Annotated in this window: 14 protein-coding genes; 8 read left to right on the plus strand and 6 right to left on the minus strand. The window is 60.6% G+C overall.

The features are described 5' to 3' along the window. Positions 1-54 precede the first annotated feature (54 nt). Together ACZRKZ_RS22545 and rlmKL are read right to left on the minus strand one after the other, a co-directional pair. Positions 55-2,454: a sensor domain-containing diguanylate cyclase gene (locus ACZRKZ_RS22545; RefSeq protein WP_463982782.1), complete on the minus strand. Its 2,400-nt coding sequence runs from the start codon at positions 2,452-2,454 to the stop codon at positions 55-57. Positions 2,455-2,590: 136 nt separating this feature from the next. Next, complete coding sequence (gene rlmKL, locus ACZRKZ_RS22550; RefSeq protein ID WP_463982783.1) at positions 2,591-4,861, minus strand: bifunctional 23S rRNA (guanine(2069)-N(7))-methyltransferase RlmK/23S rRNA (guanine(2445)-N(2))-methyltransferase RlmL; 2,271 nt, start codon at positions 4,859-4,861, stop codon at positions 2,591-2,593. A 530-nt stretch (positions 4,862-5,391) separates the two neighbouring features. On the opposite strand from rlmKL, the gene rmf reads away from it, so the two are divergent. Further along, entirely contained in the window at positions 5,392-5,607 is a 216-nt protein-coding gene (gene rmf / locus ACZRKZ_RS22555; RefSeq protein WP_002553055.1) for a ribosome modulation factor, read from the plus strand. Positions 5,608-5,722: 115 nt separating this feature from the next. Here rmf and ACZRKZ_RS22560 read toward each other — a convergent pair whose 3' ends face one another. The 4 genes from ACZRKZ_RS22560 to sctC form a co-directional block, all read right to left on the minus strand. Continuing rightward, positions 5,723-6,748, minus strand: a complete 1,026-nt coding sequence (locus ACZRKZ_RS22560; protein WP_463969915.1) for a quinone-dependent dihydroorotate dehydrogenase — start codon at positions 6,746-6,748, stop codon at positions 5,723-5,725. 92 nt (positions 6,749-6,840) lie between these two features. Then, positions 6,841-7,305 carry a transglycosylase SLT domain-containing protein gene (locus ACZRKZ_RS22565; RefSeq protein ID WP_463982784.1) on the minus strand — a complete coding sequence of 155 codons (465 nt, stop codon included), beginning with the start codon at positions 7,303-7,305 and terminating at the stop codon, positions 6,841-6,843. Continuing rightward, positions 7,302-7,721, minus strand: a complete 420-nt coding sequence (locus ACZRKZ_RS22570; RefSeq protein ID WP_463982785.1) for a winged helix-turn-helix domain-containing protein — start codon at positions 7,719-7,721, stop codon at positions 7,302-7,304. Before ACZRKZ_RS22570 ends, ACZRKZ_RS22565 begins: the two co-directional genes overlap by 4 nt. Before the next feature lie 299 nt (positions 7,722-8,020). Continuing rightward, positions 8,021-9,523, minus strand: a complete 1,503-nt coding sequence (gene sctC, locus ACZRKZ_RS22575) for a type III secretion system outer membrane ring subunit SctC (RefSeq protein WP_463982786.1) — start codon at positions 9,521-9,523, stop codon at positions 8,021-8,023. A gap of 320 nt (positions 9,524-9,843) precedes the next feature. On the opposite strand from sctC, the gene ACZRKZ_RS22580 reads away from it, so the two are divergent. From ACZRKZ_RS22580 to ACZRKZ_RS22610, 7 genes are all read left to right on the plus strand, one after another. After that, positions 9,844-11,070, plus strand: coding sequence for a CmpA/NrtA family ABC transporter substrate-binding protein (locus tag ACZRKZ_RS22580; RefSeq protein ID WP_463982787.1), 1,227 nt, complete (start codon positions 9,844-9,846; stop codon positions 11,068-11,070). Positions 11,071-11,085: 15 nt separating this feature from the next. Next, on the plus strand, positions 11,086-11,661 hold the full coding sequence (locus ACZRKZ_RS22585) for an ANTAR domain-containing response regulator (protein WP_149412024.1): 576 nt from the start codon (positions 11,086-11,088) through the stop codon (positions 11,659-11,661). Between the two features lie 224 nt (positions 11,662-11,885). Further along, on the plus strand, positions 11,886-13,097 hold the full coding sequence (locus ACZRKZ_RS22590) for a nitrate/nitrite transporter (protein WP_463982788.1): 1,212 nt from the start codon (positions 11,886-11,888) through the stop codon (positions 13,095-13,097). Next, positions 13,097-14,767 (plus strand): protein kinase domain-containing protein, encoded by a 1,671-nt coding sequence (locus ACZRKZ_RS22595; RefSeq protein ID WP_463982789.1) that lies wholly within the window; start codon positions 13,097-13,099, stop codon positions 14,765-14,767. The genes ACZRKZ_RS22590 and ACZRKZ_RS22595 overlap by 1 nt, the downstream gene beginning before the upstream one ends. A 252-nt stretch (positions 14,768-15,019) precedes the next feature. Beyond that, a complete protein-coding gene (gene nirB / locus ACZRKZ_RS22600) occupies positions 15,020-17,488 on the plus strand; it encodes a nitrite reductase large subunit NirB (protein WP_463982790.1) in 2,469 nt (822 codons plus the stop codon). Continuing rightward, positions 17,485-17,802, plus strand: a complete 318-nt coding sequence (gene nirD / locus ACZRKZ_RS22605) for a nitrite reductase small subunit NirD (protein ID WP_133101674.1) — start codon at positions 17,485-17,487, stop codon at positions 17,800-17,802. The genes nirB and nirD overlap by 4 nt, the downstream gene beginning before the upstream one ends. After that, a complete protein-coding gene (locus tag ACZRKZ_RS22610; RefSeq protein WP_463982791.1) occupies positions 17,802-20,519 on the plus strand; it encodes a nitrate reductase in 2,718 nt (905 codons plus the stop codon). The genes nirD and ACZRKZ_RS22610 overlap by 1 nt, the downstream gene beginning before the upstream one ends. Positions 20,520-20,522: the final 3 nt, after the last annotated feature.

Consider the following 20,522-nt stretch of genomic DNA (forward strand, 5'->3'; position numbering starts at 1 on the left):
ACAATTAAGCCAACTGCCACAACAAGCCCGCTCGCCACAGGGCGATCCTTGACTTCAAGCCGGCAACCGCTCTGCCTCCACACGATCCCTGCCCGCCTGCTTGGCCGCATACACACCCGAATCCGCGCGCAACAGCAAGCCATCGATCCCTTCATCGACCCGCCAGCTGGCAACCCCAAAGCTCGCCGTCACCGTGCCGACGCGGTTCATGGGCACACGGCGCAGCGCTTGCCACAACTCAAGGGCCAGGCTGTAGGCCTGGGCGCCATCAGTGCCGGGGCACAGCACCATGAACTCCTCGCCTCCCAGGCGACAAAATACATCACTGCGACGCAGGCGCAGACTGATGCGCCGACATAACTCCTGCAGCACCTCATCGCCTACCGCATGACCATACTGGTCATTGATGCGCTTGAAGTGATCGATATCCAGCATGATCACCGCCAACCTTCCCGCAGTGCGCTCGACCCTGACCATCTCGGCCTTCAGGCGGTCCTGGAAGTAACGGCGGTTATGGATACCCGTAAGAGAGTCGGTGATGGACAGCGCCCGCAACTCTTCCTCCACGCGTTTGAGGTCGGAAATATCCGACACATAGCCATGCCACAGCGTGCCACCGCCCGGCAACTCTTCCGGGGTGGCCTCGCCACGAATCCAGCGCAGGCCCCGGCGCGGCAACTGCACCCGATACTCTTCACGCCAATGGCTCATTTGCAGCGCTGACAACCGGATGGAGGCACGAACCCGTTCGGCATCCTGGGGATGAAGGCGTTCGAAGACTAGCTTTGCATCTTGCTGCAATAACCCCGGATCAATTTCATAGATGTCGCGAATACCATCACTGACGTAGATAAATCGCCAGTTGTCGTTGGGCTCCAGGGCGAACTGGAAAATCCCGCCGGGCACATGGGCGCTGAGCTTCTTCAGCAAGCGATCGCGTGCCGCCAGCGCCTCATAGACGCGTTTTTGCTCAGTCACATCCAGGCAAATCGCCAGGTGGCCGATCCACAACCCATGGTCATCAAGCAATGCAGTCGCCAGCATATTCACCGTCAGTTGGCTGCCATCCTTGCGCACCAGGGTCCACTCACGAGCTTCGTGCAGGCTGTCAGCGCCTTCCACCAGCATCGCCTGACTCGGCACGATCCGCTTTCCGAGCGCCTGGCTCAACTGGGTGGCGCGGACTTCCAACTCGGGCGCCAGGTGCAGGCTCTCAAGGGTCAGATGATTGAGCACCTGCGCGGCCTCATACCCCAACATTTGTTCGGCCCCGGCGTTGAAGGTGATGATGACGCCGCGCAGGTCAGTGGCGATGATCGCCACCTGAGTTGCTGCATTGAGCACGCTGCGCAATTGGCCGTGGGCATCGCGCAGCTCGTGCTCACGCTGGCGCAACTCGCCGGTACGTTGCTGTACCAGTTTCAACGCCCGCTGACGCTGGCTGACCAGCACGTAGAGCAAGGCGCTGAGCTGCAGGCTGAGCAGACCGCCCATTGTCAAGATGCTGATTGCCGAGGAATGGGTGGCCCGCTCGAATACCTGGCTGGGGCGCATGCTCAAGGCGTAGACATGGTCGCCCAGGGTCAGACGGCGGATCGCCTCCAGCTTGCCACCCCCCGTGGCATTGTTCGATTCATACAACACCCGCTGTTGCGTGTCAGAGGTGTCGACAATCCGCATCACCAGGTTGTCTCGATCCGCCTTGGGCAATCCGTCGGCTACCAGTTGGCGCATGCTGATCACCGCCATCACGTAGCCATACGGTTCACCGGGGGGCATTTGGGCGGTGACCGGCGCACTCACCGGCGCCACCAGCAACACACCCATCGCGTAGGCTGGCTCCACGCCCACCAACTGCATGGGTTGCGACACGGCGATGGTGCCGGAACGTTGCGCACGCTCGACCACCGAACGCCGCAAAGGCTGGGCCAGCAGATCAAACCCCAGGGGCGAGCCAAGGAGACTCTGGGTCTGGCTGTACAACACCGGCACATATTCGTCCCGTTCGGTCGCCGGGACCAGAGTGCCGGCCTCGCTCAACTCACGAATGGCGAAACCCGCACCCCGCTGCCGGGTAACCTTTTGCTCAAACCCGGAGCGCTGATCGCGAAAAATCCGCGGCGCCCAGGAATAGGCACGCGCACGCAGCAGCAACGGCTGGGCGAAACCATCGAACTCTTCGCGGGAGACATTATGAGAGTTGACGAAAAAGCGGCGCAGGCTGTCGAGGCGTTGCTCCTGGTCTTCGAAGCGCTCTTCCAGATGGCTGTAGCGCTCGTTGACCAGCAACTGAAATCGCTGACGAGCCTGTTGCTGATAGAGATCGGATGCAGCCCACGCCATCACCGCCGTGAGCGCCAGTCCCACCAGCAGCACAACCAATGCCACCAGCCACGCCGACGCCTGCTCGCTGATAAAGCCAAGAATTTTCGGGCGGACGGCATGCAGCAGCATAAGCAAAACTCAGAACGCCAGCGTGCAAGGGCGTCATGTTGGCTAGGAGTTAAGTTATAACCACCGGGTCCTGTTTTGACCAGCGCAAAAAAAACCGCGAGCCCGGAATAATCCAGGCTCGCGGCTTCAGGGTCGATCAACGTGCGGTGATTTTCCAGGCACGGTGGATCTTGGCATTGCGCGCAAAATCCGGATCGATGGTTTTATCGCTGATTTCCTCGACGGCATAACGCTCGATGAGGTTCTCCTCCAACTGGAACTTGCGGAAGTTGTTGGAGAAATACAGCACGCCGCCGGGCGCCAGGCGAGCCATGGCCAGGTCGAGCAACTGCACGTGGTCGCGTTGTACGTCGAAGATACCTTCCATGCGCTTGGAGTTGGAGAAGGTCGGCGGGTCGATGAAGATCATGTCGAACTCATCGCGACTGGCTTCCAGCCAGGCCATCACGTCACCCTGCTCCAGGCGGTTCTTGTCGGAGAAACCATTGAGCGAGAGGTTGCGACGCGCCCAGTCCAGGTAGGTTTTCGACAAGTCGACGCTGGTGGTGGTGCGCGCACCGCCCTTGGCCGCGTGCACACTGGCAGTGGCGGTGTAGCAATACAGGTTGAGGAAGCGTTTGCCTGCGGCCTCTTTCTGGATGCGCATGCGCATAGGGCGGTGGTCGAGGAACAGGCCGGTGTCCAGGTAATCGGTCAGGTTGACCAGCAGCTTCACCCCGCCTTCGCTGACTTCGGTGAACTTGCCCTGGGCACTCTGGCGCTCGTACTGCTTAGTGCCACTTTGACGTTCGCGACGCTTGACCACCACGCGATTCTTGTCGATGCCCAGCGCCTGGGGAATGGCCGCCAATGCATCGAACATCCGCGCCGAGGCTTTTTCCGGATCGATGGACTTGGGTGCGACGTATTCCTGGACGTGGACCCAATCGTGGTACAGGTCGATGGCCATGGAGTATTCCGGCATATCGGCATCGTATACACGGTAGCAATCGACGCCTTCGCGCTTGGCCCATTTGCCGAGCAACTTCAGGTTCTTCTGCAAACGGTTGGCGAACATCTGCCCGCCTTCGCTCAAGCGCGCCTGCTCAACAACCGGAGCCGGTGCTGGCACTGGCTTGATCGGATTGCCGTTCTTGTTGTACTGGCGCTCTTGCGGCTCGGTCGGCGCCTGATCGTAGGCGGCCTGCTCGCGTTCGGCCTGGCGTTGTTCCGGGGTACGGCGCTCGCCGGTGACGAACTGGTCCGGGGTGACCTTGATCAGCAGCAACTTGCACGGCAAGGCGCCGTTCCAGAATGAATACTGTTTGTGGCTGCGAATACCCATGCGTTTGCCCAGGTCCGGCGCGCCGGTGAACACCGCCGCTTCCCAACCCAAACAGGCCTGACGCAGGCGTTCGCCGAGGTTCTGATAAAGGTACAACAGGCTAGCTTCATCACCCAGACGCTCGCCGTAGGGCGGGTTACAGATCACCAAACCTTTCTGGTTCTGGTCCGGGCGCGGCTCGAAGGTAGCGACTTCACCCTGATAAACCTTGATCCAGTGGCTCAGGCCAGCACGTTCGATATTGTTACGAGCCGGCTGCATCAAGCGTGGGTCAGCCTCGTAACCGCGAATCCACAGCGGTGGCTTGGCCATGCCGATGGCAGCACGCTCGCTGGCCTCTGAATGAAGTTTCTTCCACAGGGCTGGGACGTGGCCGAGCCAGGCGGTGAAGCCCCACAACTCACGGTTGAGGTTGGGGGCCATGTCGGCAGCGATCATCGCGCCTTCCACCAGGAAGGTACCGACGCCGCACATCGGGTCAGTCAGCGCACCGCCTTCGGCGGCAATGCGCGGCCAGCCGGAACGGATCAGGATCGCTGCCGCCAGGTTTTCTTTCAGCGGCGCGGCGCCCTGCTGCAGGCGGTAACCGCGCTGGTGCAGGCTGTGGCCGGACAGGTCAAGAGAGAGAATCGCTTCGCCACGGTCCAGGCGCAGGTGAATACGCAGGTCCGGGTTGATCTTGTCGATGGACGGACGTTCGCCGGTCGGGGTGCGCAGCTTGTCGACAATCGCATCCTTGACCTTCAGCGCGCCAAAGTGGGTGTTGTCGATGCCCGAGCCATGGCCGCTGAACTCCACCGCCAGGGTGCCATCAGCAAGCATGTGGTCTCCCCACTCGATATCCAGTACGCCGTAGTAAAGGTCTTCGGCGTCTTTCATCGGGAAGCGCTTGAGCACCAGCAACACGCGGTTGGCCAGACGGGACCAGAGGCACAGGCGATAGGCGGTCTCCATGTCGGCCATGCCGCGCACGGCTGAGGTGTGCTCGCGAGCGTCCTCAAGGCCAAGCCCGACGGCTTCCTCGATCAGCAGGCCTTCAAGGCCCTTGGGGCAAGTGAGGAAGATTTCGTAACGATCCGACATGGGGATTCCAGGCTTTTCAGCAATAAGTAAACGGGCGACGCATCGCCAGTTCGGTTTTCAATCAAGCGCTTTTCTTGAAGAGCGCTCGTGTGGCACGAATGTGCCGTCCCACCCCGGCTGCAGGCCCTTTGAGCCTATATTGACGGGGCAGATCATGTATTTGATGCAACAAAGAGAAATATTCTGACCCTTCGTCGAATAACAACCGACTGCAACAGGAGGACATTCTCACTAAAGGATTAAACCTATCCTCTTTGCAGGGCACATCATAGCTGGCTTTGGCCTGGAAAAGGGGCGAAAAGCCATCCCAGCTTATGGCCATAGCATCATTATCGTTACGTCCTTATGACAAAACGATCATTGAATCCATGTGACCTATTGGTTAGAACTCAATACAGGTTGGCGCCGCCACGGTGCCAACACTTAGCTCGCCACGCCGGCAGCGAGCGCACCAACGGCAGAAAAACTCTGCCCGGCCTCGGACGAGGCTGAAGGATATCAAGACAGTCAACAAGTGAGGGAAACACCCTATGAGAAGACTTAAGCGTGATCCGTTGGAAAGAGCATTTTTACGCGGATATCAGTATGGCGTTCATGGCAAATCCCGTGAGCTTTGCCCATTTACTCTACCGTCGGTACGCCAAGCCTGGATTAACGGCTGGCGAGAAGGACGTGGCGACAACTGGGACGGTATGACCGGCACTGCGGGGATCCACAGACTCAACGAACTTCACGCCGTCGGCTAATCAGGGCACTTAATTCCGACACCACCTTGAATATGTAACGACTTAACCACGCACGCCCCATCAGGGCGGCGGGCTTCGGCCCAAGGGCTCCTTCGAGGAGCCCTTTTTTATGCCTTTAGCTTCGTGGCAATGCTGCGATCGCATCCACCGACTGGCGAATCAGCGCCGGCCCCTTGTAGATAAAACCGGAATACAGCTGCACCAGGCTCGCGCCAGCAGCAATTTTCTCAGCGGCGTGCTTGCCTTCGGTGATGCCGCCGACAGCAATGATCGGCAAACGCCCCGCCAGTTCGGCCGCCAGCACCTTGACGATATGGGTACTTTGGTCGCGCACCGGCGCCCCGGAAAGCCCACCGGCCTCATCACCGTGGGCAAGGCCTTCGACACCGACGCGGCTCAGGGTGGTGTTGGTGGCGATCACCGCGTCCATCCCCGATTCCAGCAGGGCCTGGGCCACCAGTACGGTTTCTTCGTCACTCATGTCCGGAGCGATCTTGATCGCCAATGGCACCCGTTTGCCATGACGCACGGCCAGGTCTTCCTGACGCTGGCGCAAGGCTTCGAGCAGTTGCTTGAGAGTGTCACCGAATTGCAGGCTGCGCAGGCCCGGAGTATTGGGTGAACTGACATTGACCGTGACATAGCTGGCATGGGCGTAAACCTTGTCCAGGCAGATCAGGTAGTCATCCACGGCACGCTCCACGGGCGTATCGAAGTTCTTGCCGATGTTGATACCCAGGATACCCTTGTACTTCGCGGCTTGAACCCGCGACAGCAGGTGATCAACGCCAAGGTTATTGAAGCCCATGCGATTGATGATCGCCTCGGCCTCCGGCAGGCGGAAAATTCGTGGTTTGGGGTTACCCGGCTGCGGCCGAGGAGTGACGGTGCCGACTTCGACGAAACCAAACCCCAACTGGGCAAAGCCGTCGATGGCCGTACCGTTCTTGTCCAGGCCTGCAGCCAGCCCTACCGGGTTGGGGAAGTCGAGCCCCATCACCGAGACCGGCATCTTCGTCGGCGCCTTGCACACCAGGCCATTGAGCCCCAGGCGGCCACCGGCACCGATCATGTCCAGGGACAGATCGTGGGAGGTTTCCGGAGAAAGTTTGAACAACAGCTGACGGGCCAGGGTATACATGGGCGGGTTTGACTCGGATGACGGCGGAAGGTGGCGCCGATTATAGCCGGGGGGACGGCGCGCGCGCGAGGCGTGGCGCACAGGTAGCACGATCATCCGTTACGCGCGGCCATCAACTCTTCGTAGCGCGTCCAGATTTTTTGCGCATAACGAAGCCGCAACTCCTCCCGATGAGCCCCCTCCCCGGCATCGACGTTGTAGGAGCCCACCGCCGTCCAGTTGTAGCCAAACTGCTTGATGAAGTCAGCGAGAATGGAGGCCGCCACTTCTACCGACAGGCAGGGCTCACCCAGTAACCGCTGTTCGGTGATGCCTTGCTTGAGCAGGCGCGGTAGATGAATGCTGTTGATCTGCATCAGGCCAATATCACGGGTGCCATTGTTGTTGCTGTAATTCATGGCCTCGGCTCGATAACCGGACTCTACGGCAGCAATGGCCTGCAACAACTCCGGTTCTATATCATATTGGCTCGCAGCTTCGGTCCAGCAGTAAGCCTTAGCCTGACTCGACACGGCCAGAGCAACCAGCAGCATCACCTTGCTCCAGGCCCTCTTCATGTCAGACCGCCCCAATTACTCTCCTGTCCACAGGCAGAGCACACGTAAATGGCGATGCCAGGACCAGCACGTGTTTGGCCAGGCACGTCGACCATCACTACCGGACAGCTGAAGCGATAGCCCTTGCCATATACCGTCGTGATAAATCCCTTGTTGTCCTTGAGGTGCTTGCGCAACGAATAGATACAGCGGGTCAGGGACTCCTCAGCGACTTCGCCATGGGGCCAGACCAGTTCCAGCAAACGATCCTTGGTGACCAGCACGCCCGCCGAGGCGAGCAACAGGCGCAATACATGCCATTCCTTGGGAGGCAATTGAATATCCGAGCCCTCGCCTGTCAGCCTGCCATCACCCTGTAGCGTCCAGTGCCCAAAAGCCAAAGAGACGGACGTCAAACCATCAACCACGCCGACCATTCAAACCTCTGTAGCTGCCTACTGACATTCACGGCTCCTTAATTTCAGCATTGCCCCACCAGGGATGGCGCGACTATAGAAACCTGCCCCTTGGAACACCGTAGGCAAAAACCCATAAACTCAAGAAGTTCTGGACACAACCTGTAAGACGCTTCGATACAAGCAGCACACAACCCCGCTAGACCTTCTTGGGTGCGAGCGCACAGAAGGCCTCTGCGGGTGCACCTGTCATTGGTGAACGAGGTTGCACAGCTCTTCAACGTGGCTCAAAAACTCATTAAAAAACGCGCCTGATTTCATTACTCGGACAAGCGAGTGAAGGCGCCTTGTACGTGCTCGTATTGAGCAGCCGTCAGCGGCGGCGGATTCCCCTGCCCGGTCGCGGTCTTAAGTTCGTCACCCACGGCCTGGGCCTGGATCAAAAACAGACGCACACTGTTGGCCATTGGCCCGTCGTAGCGACCGAACATGGCACTACGCTCTGCAGCCTCGCCATCACGCCGAAAACTGCCCAGCAACAGGCGCTTGCCCTGGGCCACACGGACGACGGTATTGATACCTACACGCCCAACCGCCGCCGATGCCCCATTGCGACCACCGACCTTTCCTATCTGGCGGCCATCCTCAATGGTGAGCAGCATCTCGATTTCGTTCGCCTCGGCGAAACGCGGCAGGACGCTGACCTGTGTGCCATGGTTGATCGGCTGCCACTCATCGCTGTCCTCAGTAGATCGGGGCAGATAAAGGGTCTGGTTGTCATGGAAAACCGCCGGCACATTCTCCTGGGTCAGAATCACCGGCAACGCCACCACCCTTGCTCGCCGACGACGCTCCAGGGCCTGAACCCGCGCCATGAAAGCGCGGTCCTCAACGGGCGCCAGCACGCGACTCACTTGCCGCGACGTGTCCGGCCCCTTGCCATCACTGTCCGGGGCCATGCCCATTTGCTCGAATTCATGTCGATCCACGTCCACCAGCCATAGCGACACCTCAACCGGACGCTTGGGCACGTCCAGTTCCGCCACCAGACTCTCTAAAAAGCGCACTTGCGCAGGCATCCCCTTGATCAGCAGGCTGTTGGTGTCCGGGTAAGCCATCACTGAAATGTTTTTGTCGGCCAGCAACCCTGACTGCCGCGAACGACCTGGGGCGACATTCTTCTGCTCGGCTGCCAGCAGTTTTCCGATCATCGTGGCCATTCCCGGCACGGTGACCTGTTCACTTCCCATGTCGTACTGACGATCGGCGACATGGGTATTAAGCACCTGAACCACGCCGATCTTCTGAGGCCCCATACGCAACTCGGCACGCTGCCTGTCCATCAGCTGGGCCAGGCGCAGCACCTGATCGACGTAGTTGGGTGGCCCGGAAACATAAAACATCCGTGTGCCCCCCTCACGAAGGGGATAACGCGCCTCGCTGAGACCCGACCGCCGCATGAACGCACGCAACATGTCGACCGAGATGTGCCGCAGGCTGACCACCGAGCTTTTTGCCTCGCTGGCGTCGTAGAGATAGAGCACCTGACCGTCGCTGTACCAGATCAACCCTTGCTGCAGGGCAACCTCCTCAAGGGTGCGTTGCACAGGATCGAAATCGTACTGCCCGGTGATTCGCTTGCCAGACGCCTTCTTGCTGACAACGATGGGTTGGCCCAAGGGCACTGACAACTCGGTAAAAAAAGCCTGCAGGCTTTCGTCATGCGCCTGATAAACCTCGCCCAAGGCAGGCGCACTGCCCAGCATCAGCAGGCAGCAGAGCAACCACCGCCGCAGGTCGAGGCATACGGTCAGGCGGTACATCAGGGAAACCGACCCGAGGGCCGGCTGTAGATCTTTGCTGCAAAGTGATCGAGGTACACGCGGGGGTTCCTGAGCAGCCTGGCATTAGGGAGCGGCCATAGTGAAAGGCCCCCGACCTGCAATCTTGATGGGAAGTTGATCAAGCACCTCCCCGAACATGCCCCGTGGCATGTGCCTTGCTTTGCGTTATTCATCGCAGCCCGCACCAACGACGGAACGGGCTCAAGGACAAAGGCGTCGTTACCCGTGAGCTGCTTGCACAAGCTGCCCGCAGGAACGGCGCTTTTTTTGAGAAAGAAGGTCATGAAAGGTAGATGTTGATGAATGATTCGGTCGACAACAGCCAGAAGAGCGATCCACTGGCCTGGGTCAACGGCAGCGATGCTCCGGAAAAGAGCAGCCTCAACCTGGGTTTCATGGCCTTGAGCGACTGCGCCTCGGTAGTCGTTGCCGCAACTCAGGGTTTCGCCCAGCCTTATGGACTGACGCTGAACCTCAAGCGCCAGTCATCCTGGGCCAATCTGCGGGACAAACTGGTCAGCGGCGAACTGGACGCGGCCCACAGCCTGTATGGACTGATCTATGCCGTGCACCTGGGCATCGGCGGTGTGGCGCCCACCGACATGGCCGTGTTGATGGGGCTGAACCAGAACGGCCAGAGCATCAACCTGTCCCACGGTTTGCAACAACAAGGGGTGACCAGTCCTGAGGCACTGGATCGCCACGTGCACCAAAGCCGAACAAAACTCACCTTCGCCCAGACCTTTCCCACAGGCACACACGCCATGTGGCTGTATTACTGGCTCGCCAGCCAAGGTATTCATCCGCTGCGGGACGTCAATAGTGTGGTGGTACCGCCGCCGCAAATGGTCGCGCACCTGCAAGCCGGACGGATTGACGGTTTTTGCGTGGGCGAACCCTGGTGCGCCAGTGCGGTAAAACAGAACCAGGGCTTTACCCTGGCCACCACCCAGGCGATCTGGCCGGATCATCCGGAAAAAGTCCTCGGCTGCACCAAGGCCTTTGTCGAGCAATACCCCAACACCGCCCGCGTATTGGTGATGGCTATTCTGGAAGCCAGTCGCTTTATCGAACAAAGCCCTGAAAACCGCCGCTCTACCGCGCACTTGCTAAGTGCCCGTGAATACCTGGACGCACCGCTCGATTGCATCGAACCGCGCTTGCTGGGTAACTACGACGACGGTCTGGGCAACCATTGGCAGGATGCCCACGCCCTGCGCTTTCACGCAGGTGGCGAGGTCAACCTGCCCTATCTGTCCGATGGCATGTGGTTCATGACCCAATTTCGTCGCTGGGGCTTGTTGCGCGAAGACCCTAATTACCTGGTTATCGCCCGTCAGGTGCAGCAGTTGGCGCTCTATCGTGAAGCCGCCACGGCGGCGGGTATTACGGCCGGGGATACAGAAATGCGCAGCAGCCAACTGATCGACGGCAAGGTCTGGGATGGCTCGGACCCGGCCGGCTATGCCCGCAGTTTCCGCCTGCATGCCATGGTCGACAACACCGCCCAGCTTGCTCGACGCTGACAGGAGCCGGACTTTATGCTGCGTATCCTGCTGATCAACGACACCCCGCGCAAAGTCGGACGCCTCAAGGCGGCGCTGACTGAAGCCGGTTTTGAAGTCATCGACGAGTCCGGTCTGACCATCGACCTGCCGGCACGGGTCGAAACGGTGCGCCCGGATGTGATTCTGATCGATACCGAGTCACCGGGCCGCGATGTGATGGAGCAAGTGGTGCTGGTCAGCCGCGACCAGCCGCGCCCCATCGTGATGTTTACCGACGAGCACGACCCAGACGTTATGCGTCAGGCGATCAAGTCCGGGGTCAGCGCCTATATCGTCGAAGGCATCCAGGCCCAGCGCCTGCAACCGATCCTCGACGTGGCGATGGCTCGTTTCGAGAGCGACCAGGCCTTGCGCGCACAGTTGCAGGCCCGTGACCAGCAACTGGCGGAACGCAAGCGCATCGAACTGGCCAAGGGCCTGTTGATGAAAATGAAGGACTGCAATGAAGAAGAGGCCTACACCCTGATGCGCCGCCAGGCCATGAGCCGGCAGCAGAAGCTGATTCAAGTGGCCGAGCAGATTATTGCCATGAGTGAGTTGTTGGGCTGACCTCACACCAACATTGGCTCAGCTCTTGCTATGTAATCACCACAGGTAACCAACGGCGGTTGCCCCCTCTACGACAAAGACGTCGCCCACCCGGTTTGCCCACGCGGACCCCGGTGGCGGCGTTTTTTCGTTTTGGCCCCATAGCCCGGGGCCGGTGGGGCGACTCTAACCAGCTGCTCCATCACAAGGCCTTCTTACAAGACCCCTTACCGCTGAGGTGCGTGATGAAATCAAGCTTCTGGAAATCCGGTCACACCCCGACCTTGTTTGCCGCGTTCCTGTATTTCGACCTGAGTTTCATGGTCTGGTACCTGCTGGGCCCGTTGGCGGTGCAGATCGCCACCGACCTGCAACTGACCACCCAGCAGCGCGGCCTGGTGGTGGCGACGCCGATCCTGGCCGGCGCCATATTGCGATTCCTGATGGGCATGCTGGCAGACAAGCTCTCGCCCAAGACCGCCGGCCTGATCGGCCAGGTAATTGTCATCTGCGCGCTGTTCGCCGCTTGGAAACTGGGCATTCACAGCTATGAACAAGCCCTGCTGCTGGGGCTGTTCCTGGGCATGGCCGGCGCCTCTTTCGCCGTCGCCCTGCCCCTGGCCTCCCAGTGGTACCCCGCCGAGCATCAGGGCAAGGCCTTGGGCATTGCCGGTGCGGGCAACTCGGGCACAGTGTTTGCCGCCTTGCTGGCACCGGTGCTGGCGGCTGCGTTTGGCTGGAGCAATGTATTTGGCTTCGCGTTGATCCCGCTGATCCTAACGCTGATCATCTTCGCCTGGCTGGCCCGCAACGCGCCTGATCGACCGAAAGCCAAATCCATGGCCGACTATTTCAAGGCGCTGGGCGACCGCGACAGTTGGTGGTTCATGTTCTTCTATAGCGTGACCTTCGGCGGCTTTATCGGCCTGGCCAGCGCCCTGCCCGGCTACTTCAACGATCAATACGGCTTGAGCCCGGTGACCGCTGGCTATTACACCGCCGCCTGCGTGTTTGGCGGCAGCCTGATGCGCCCCTTGGGAGGTGCGTTGGCGGATCGTTTCGGCGGGATTCGCACCCTGCTCGGCATGTACGGCGTGGCGGCGATTTGCATCGCGGCGGTGGGCTTCAATCTGCCGAGTTCCTACGCAGCCCTCGCTCTGTTCGTCTGTACCATGCTTGGCCTCGGCGCTGGCAACGGCGCGGTGTTCCAACTGGTGCCCCAGCGCTTTCGTCGTGAGATCGGCGTGATGACCGGTCTGATCGGCATGGCCGGCGGCATCGGCGGCTTTGCCCTAGCGGCGGGCATGGGCGCAATCAAACAAAGCACCGGCAGCTATCAGCTTGCGCTTTGGCTGTTCGCCAGCCTGGGTGTGTTGGCCTGGTTCGGCCTGTACGGCGTCAAGCGTCGCTGGAGAACCACCTGGGGTTCGGCGGCGGTCACCGCTGCGCGAGTCTGATGAGCCTGCAACTGAGTTTCGCCCAGGCCAGCGCCATCGGCCCACGGTCGGAAAACCAGGACGCCCTGCGCCTGGTTACCCCGGCCCCTGAGCTGGCCGCCAGCAAAGGCTATTTGTGCGCCATTGCCGACGGCGTCAGCCAGTGCGCCGACGGCGGCCTGGCCGCGCGCTCGACCTTGCAGGCCCTGGCCCTGGATTATTACGCCACGCCGCAAACCTGGGGCGTGGCCCAGTCCCTGGACCGCCTGCTGCTGGCGCAAAACCGCTGGTTGCAGGCCAACGGTGGCGGCCTGCCACTGCTGACCACCCTCAGCGCCCTGGTATTTCGCGGGCAGCGTTTTACCCTGGCCCATGTCGGCGACTGCCGGGTCTACCGCTGGCTCGATGACCAATTGCTGCGCATCAGCGAAGAGCACGTCTGGGAGCAACCGGGCATGCAGCATGTGCTCAAGCGCGCCCTGGGCCTGGATCAACACTTGGTGGTGGATTTCCTCGACGCAGAACTGCGCGAGGGCGAATGCTTCCTGCTGCTCAGCGATGGCGTCTGGGCCTCCCTGGGAGATCACGCCATCAGCGCAATCCTGCGGGAACAAACGGACCTGGACCTGGCCGTGAATACCCTGGTCAACTCAGCTCATCTGGCCGGCAGCCAGGATAATGCCAGTGCGATGCTGGTGCGTATCGACCAACTCGGCGCCGCCACCCTCGGCGACGCTCTGGTGCAGTTGCAGCAGTGGCCATTGCCCCCCGCGTTGAAACCGGGGCAACACTTCGAAGGCTGGCAGGTGGAAGCGGTGCAGGGGCAGAGCCGGCAGTCCCTGCTCTATAGGGTGCGTGATGCCCAGCAACAGGCTTGGCTGCTGAAGACCCTGCCGGTCAGCCATGATGATGACCTGCAAGCTGCGCAAGCCTTGCTGGCGGAGGAATGGTTTTTGCGCCGGGTGGCCGGGCGGGCGTTTCCTGAAGTGCATTCAGCCAGCGGGCGTCAGCATTTGTACTACGTGATGCGTGAATACGCAGGCCAAACCCTCGCCGAACTGTTCAAGCAGCACGGCCCGCTGCCACTGGCGCAATGGCAGTCCCTGGCCGAACGCCTGCTGCGGGCCGTCGGCCAGTTGCACCGAAGGCAGATCTTGCATCGCGACATCAAGCCGCAAAACCTGCTGCTGGGAGAGGACGGCGAACTGCGCGTGCTGGATTTTGGCCTGGCCTACTGTCCCGGACTTTCCGAGGATCGCGCGCACCTGTTGCCGGGCACACCGAGTTTCATCGCCCCCGAGGCCTTCAACGGCGACCGTCCTACCCCACAGCAGGACTTGTACAGCATTGGCGTGACCTTGTATTACCTGCTCACTGGGCATTATCCCTATGGTGAAATCGAAGCCTTTCAACGGCCAAAATTCACCACACCTGTCAGTGCCAGTCGTTATCGGCCGGACCTGCCCGAGTGGATGCAACAAAGCCTGGAACAAGCCGTAGCAGCGCAACCCGAACAACGCTACGAAACCGCCGAAGAGTGGTTGCTGGTGCTGGAGCAGGCCGACCGTCGTGAGTTGAGCATCCGGCCCAAACCGCTGCTGGAGCGAGAGCCGCTGAAGGTCTGGCGAACGCTGGCGCTGGTGTCGCTCTTGATCAATCTGGTGCTGCTGTACTGGCTGTTGCACCACTAACGGGCGGCTCGCCTTGAATGGGTGCAGGCCGACATCGATAAAAAACGTCGAAAGCCAATAAATACGTGCTTCACGCCACTTGGCACAACCACTGCATTACCTTCCTCAACAACACACATACAGCCCAGCCTTCAACGACGAAGACTGCGCTTCCCGAGAGAACGGGACCAGGACAAAGGCGTCCTCGCTAGCTAACTAGCGGGGACGCCTTTTTTTGTTTGCGCGTGATTTGTCGAGCCTGCGGAGAACGACATGAAGAAACTCAAACTGGTGATGATCGGCAACGGCATGGCCGGGGTTCGCACCCTTGAAGAATTGCTCAAGCTGAGCAGCGAGCTGTACGACATCACCGTCTTTGGCGCCGAGCCCCACACCAACTACAACCGCATCCTGCTGTCGCCGGTGCTGGCCGGAGAGCAGACCTTCGAGGAGATCGTGCTCAACGACCTGAGCTGGTACCTGGACAACAACATCAAGCTGTTGCTCAACCGCAAAGTGGTGCAGATCGACCGGGTCAAACGCAGAGTCATCGCCGAGGACGGCAGCGAAGCCGAGTACGACCGCCTGCTGATCGCCACCGGTTCGACGCCTTTTATCCTGCCAATCCCAGGCAACACCCTGCAGGGTGTGATCGGCTACCGCGACATCGCCGACACCCAAGTGATGATCAACACCGCCAAGACCCACAAGCACGCGGTGGTGATCGGCGGCGGCCTGCTGGGTCTGGAAGCGGCCAACGGCCTGATGCTGCGGGGCATGCACGTCACGGTGGTGCATATCGGCGAATGGCTGCTGGAACGGCAACTGGACAAGACCAGCGGCCAACTGCTGCAAACCGAACTGGAAAGCCGTGGCCTGGTGTTCCGTCTGTGCGAACAAACCACCGCCCTGCACGACGCAGGCAACGGTCGGGTCGGCTCGGTGCAGTTCAAGAATGGCGACGTGATCCCCGCCGACCTGGTGGTGATGGCCGCTGGCATCCGTCCCAATACCGAACTCGCGGAAAAATCCGGCATCCCCTGCAACCGCGGGATTCTGGTCAACGACACCCTGCAAACCTACGACCCGCGCATCTACGCCATCGGCGAGTGCGCCAGCCATCGCGGGATTGCCTATGGCCTGGTGGCGCCGCTGTTCGAACAAGCCAAGGTCTGCGCCAACCATCTCGCACAGCTGGGCTTTGCTCGCTATCAGGGCTCGGTGACCTCGACCAAACTGAAAGTCACCGGTATCGACCTGTTTTCCGCCGGGGACTTCATGGGCGGCGAAGGCACGGAAACCATCACCCTTTCCGACCCCATTGGCGGCGTCTACAAGAAGCTGGTGATCAAGGACGACATCCTCGTTGGCGCGTGCCTGTACGGCGACACCGCAGACGGCGGCTGGTATTTCCGGCAGATCCGTGAGAACCACGCCATTGGCGAGATTCGCGACCACCTGATGTTTGGCGGTTCTTCTTTAATGGAGCATGCCATCGGTGATGTAGGCCACCAAGGCCAGGACAAAGCCATGAGCATGGCCGACAGCGCCGAAGTCTGCGGTTGCAACGGCGTGTGCAAGGGCACCATCGTCAAGGCCATTCAGGAACACGGGCTGTTCAGCGTCGATGACGTCAAGAAGCACACCAAGGCCGCCAGCTCCTGCGGTTCCTGTGCAGGATTGGTGGAACAGATCCTGATCAACACCGTGGGCGGCGCGGCCGACGTCAAACCGAAAAGCGAAAAAGCCATCTGCGGCTGCAGCGACCACAACCACGGGCAGATCCGCCAGGCCATCCGCGACCAGCACCTGCTGACCATCGCTGGCACCATGAGCTACCTGAACTGGCGCACCCCCAACGGCTGCGCAACTTGCCGCCCGGCGCTGAACTACTACCTGATCTCCACCTGGCCAGGCGAAGCCAAGGACGACCCGCAATCAAGGCTGATCAACGAACGGGCCCACGCCAACATTCAGAAAGACGGCACCTACTCAGTAGTCCCGAGGATGTGGGGCGGTGTGACCAATCCCTCCGAACTGCGCCGTATCGCTGATGTGGCCGACAAGTACAACGTGCCGATGGTCAAGGTCACCGGCGGGCAGCGCATCGATTTGCTGGGCATCAAGAAGCAGGACTTGCCGGGGGTCTGGAAAGACCTCGATATGCCGTCCGGGCACGCCTACGGCAAATCCATCCGCACCGTGAAGACCTGCGTCGGCAGTGAGTTCTGCCGCTTCGGCACACAAAATTCGACACAACTGGGCATCGAGCTGGAACATGACCTGTTCAACATGTGGTCGCCCCACAAGGTCAAGCTGGCGGTCTCCGGCTGCCCGCGCAACTGCTCGGAAGCGGGGATCAAGGATGTGGGAATCATCGGTGTCGATTCCGGTTGGGAGATGTACATCGGCGGCAACGGCGGGATCAAGACAGAAGTCGCCGAGTTCTTCGTCAAGCTGAAAACTGCCGAAGAAGTGCGCGAATACAACGGCGCGTTCCTGCAGCTGTACCGTGAAGAGGCCTTCTACCTGGAGCGCACCGTGCACTACCTGCAACGAGTCGGCATGGAGCACATCAAGAAAGCCTTACTGGAAGACCCGGCACGGCGCCAGGCCCTTAACGAACGCCTGCAGTTCTCCCTGTCGTTCGAACAGGACCCGTGGAAAGAACGCCTGGAACAGCCGTTACTGAAAAAGGAATTCGACACCATCTCCGTCAAACAGCTGGAGGTACTGGCATGAACTGGCTGGATATCTGCGCCCTCGAAGAAATCAACGCCCTCGGCTCGCGCATCATCAAAGGACCGAAAGGCGAGATCGCGATTTTTCGTACCAGTGACGACGAAGTCTTCGCCCTTGACGACCGCTGCCCGCACAAGGGCGGCCCGCTGTCCCAGGGTTTGATCTACGGCAAACGCGTGGCCTGCCCGCTGCACAACTGGCAGATCGACCTGGCGTCCGGTGAAGCTCAGGCCCCGGACATCGGCTGCGCCCACCATCATCACGCCCGGGTCGAAAACGGCCGGGTGATGCTGGCACTGCGGGAAGCCGGTTGATGAACCGCCAGACCACCGCCTCGACCTGCTGTTATTGCGGAGTCGGTTGCGGCGTGCTGATCGAGCATGATGGCGAGCGTATTCTCGGGGTCAGTGGCGATCCGACGCACCCGGCCAACTTCGGAAAGCTGTGCAGCAAGGGCGCCAGCCTACACCTGACCGGCGACCTGGCGGCGCGCGCGTTGTACCCGGAACTGCGCCTGGGCAAAGGCCTGGCCCGCAGCCGCACCGACTGGGACACCGCCCTGGAACATGCGGCCAACGTGTTCGCCGAAACCATCGCCGAGCACGGCCCCGACAGCGTGGCGTTCTACATCTCCGGGCAATTGCTGACCGAGGACTACTACAGTTTCAACAAACTGGCCCGGGCGCTGGTAGGCACCAACAATATCGACAGTAATTCCAGGCTATGCATGTCGTCGGCGGTGGTCGGTTACAAACGCAGCCTGGGGGCCGATGCGCCGCCGTGCAGCTACGAAGACCTGGAGTCCAGCGATTGCGTACTGATCGTGGGCAGTAACATGGCCTACGCCCATCCGGTGTTGTTCCGACGGCTGGAGGAAGCCAAAGCCCGTCGTCCAGACATGAAAGTGGTGGTCATCGATCCCCGGCGCACCGACACCTGTGACCTGGCGGATCTGCACTTGGCGATCCTGCCCGGTACCGATGTCGCCCTGTTCCATGGGATTTTGCACCTGCTGCTGTGGGAAGAGTGGGTCGATCGTGACTTTATTCAGGCCCATACCGACGGCTTGGCAGAATTGAAAAGACTGGTGCATGACTACACGCCGCAAATGGTCACGCAACTGTGCGGGATCAGCGTCGAGCAATTACGCCAATGCGCCGAATGGGTCGGCACCTCATCCAGCTTTCTGTCGTTGTGGTGCATGGGGCTCAACCAGTCCACCGCCGGCAGCGCAAAGAACAGCGCCCTGATCAACCTGCACCTGGCCACTGGCACGATCGGCCGTCCAGGCTGTGGGCCGTTTTCCCTGACCGGCCAGCCCAATGCCATGGGCGGAAGGGAAACCGGCAGCCTGTCGAACTTGCTGCCAGGGCATCGCGAAGCGGCCAACCCTGAACACCGAGCGCAAGTGGCCGCCTACTGGGGCGTGGAGCAACTGCCCGCCAGCACCGGTTTGACCGCCATCGAACTGTTCGAACAAGTGCAGGCCGGCAAGATCAAAGCCTTGTGGATCGCCTGCACCAACCCCGCACAATCCCTGCCAGACCAGAACGCCGTGCGCCAGGCACTGGCCGCGTGCCCGTTCGTGGTCTTGCAGGAAGCCTTCCGCACCACGGAAACCGCACCTTTCGCCGACCTGTTATTGCCGGCCGCCAGTTGGGGGGAGAAAGAGGGCACGGTGACCAACTCCGAGCGACGTATTTCCCACGTGCGCCAAGCCATTGTCCCACCGGGCGAGTCACGGCCCGACTGGGCAATTACCGTGGATTTTGCTCAGCGTCTGGAACGACGTTTGCGCCCAGGTTTGCCAAGCCTGTTTTCCTTTGAACAACCGGCGCAGATCTTTGATGAATACAAGGTGCTGACCCACGACCGCGACCTGGATTTGTCAGGTATAAGCCATGCCCTGCTCGACCAGATCGGGCCCCAGCAATGGCCGTTCCCGGCCAATGCGCAAACGGGCACACCACGGCTGTATACCGATGGCGTTTTTCCGACCGAAAGTGGTCGTGCGCATTTTGTCGCCGATCCCTACCGCGCCGCCAAGGAGCAGCGCGACGCGCGCTTTCCCCTGACCCTGATCACCGGCCGTCTGCGGGATCAATGGCATGGTATGAGCCGCACCGGCACCGCTGCGCAGTTGTTCGGCCATGTCAGCGAAGCCTTGCTGAGTCTGCACCCCGATGAGTTGCGCCGGCATCGGCTCCTGGAAGGTGACCTGATCAACCTTAAGAGCCGTCGCGGCAGCGTGATTATGGCCGTGACCCGTGATGACAGTGTGCGTCCCGGCCAGGCTTTCCTGCCGATGCACTGGGGCGATCGTTTTCTCAAGGGCGGCGTCAACGCCCTGACCCAACCGGCGTTCGACCCCTTGTCGAAACAACCGGAACTCAAGCACAGCGGGGTACGCCTGGAAGCCGTGCAATTGCCTTGGCAGTTGTTCGCGCTGATCGAGGGTGACGTCCAGCAACACTTTGAAGCCTTGCGCCCGCTATGCGAAGACTTTGCCTACGTCAGCCTGAGCCTGACTGGTCGCGAACGGCCAGCGCTGCTGATCCGGGCAGCCCATAGCGAGGCGCCAGACCTGCAGTTGCTCAAGCGTATCGATCAACTGCTGGGCCTCAATGACGGCCCGGTCATGGCCTATGACGACCCACGACGCTCTATCGGCAAGCGCGTGAAAATCGAGAAGGGCCGGATTACCGCAATTCGCCTGGCCGGCGAAACCCTCGCCCGACACTGGTTGCAAAGCCTGTGGCTGGAAGGCCGGGCCGATGAGCAACTGCGTCGCTGGCTGCTGGCGCCATTGAGCGCGCCACCGGGCAATGCCACAGGAAGCTCTACCGCCAATAAAATTCTGTGCAACTGCAAAAACGTCAGTGAAAACACCGTGTGCACCGGCATCGCCCAGGGCCTTGACCTGAATGGCCTGAAACAGGAATTGGGCTGCGGCACGCAATGCGGCTCCTGTGTACCGGAAATCAAACGACTATTGGCCAGCAACAAGCAGCCAATCGCAATCAGTGTGTGAGGG

The sequence above is a fragment of the Pseudomonas sp. c313 genome (assembly GCF_055407145.1).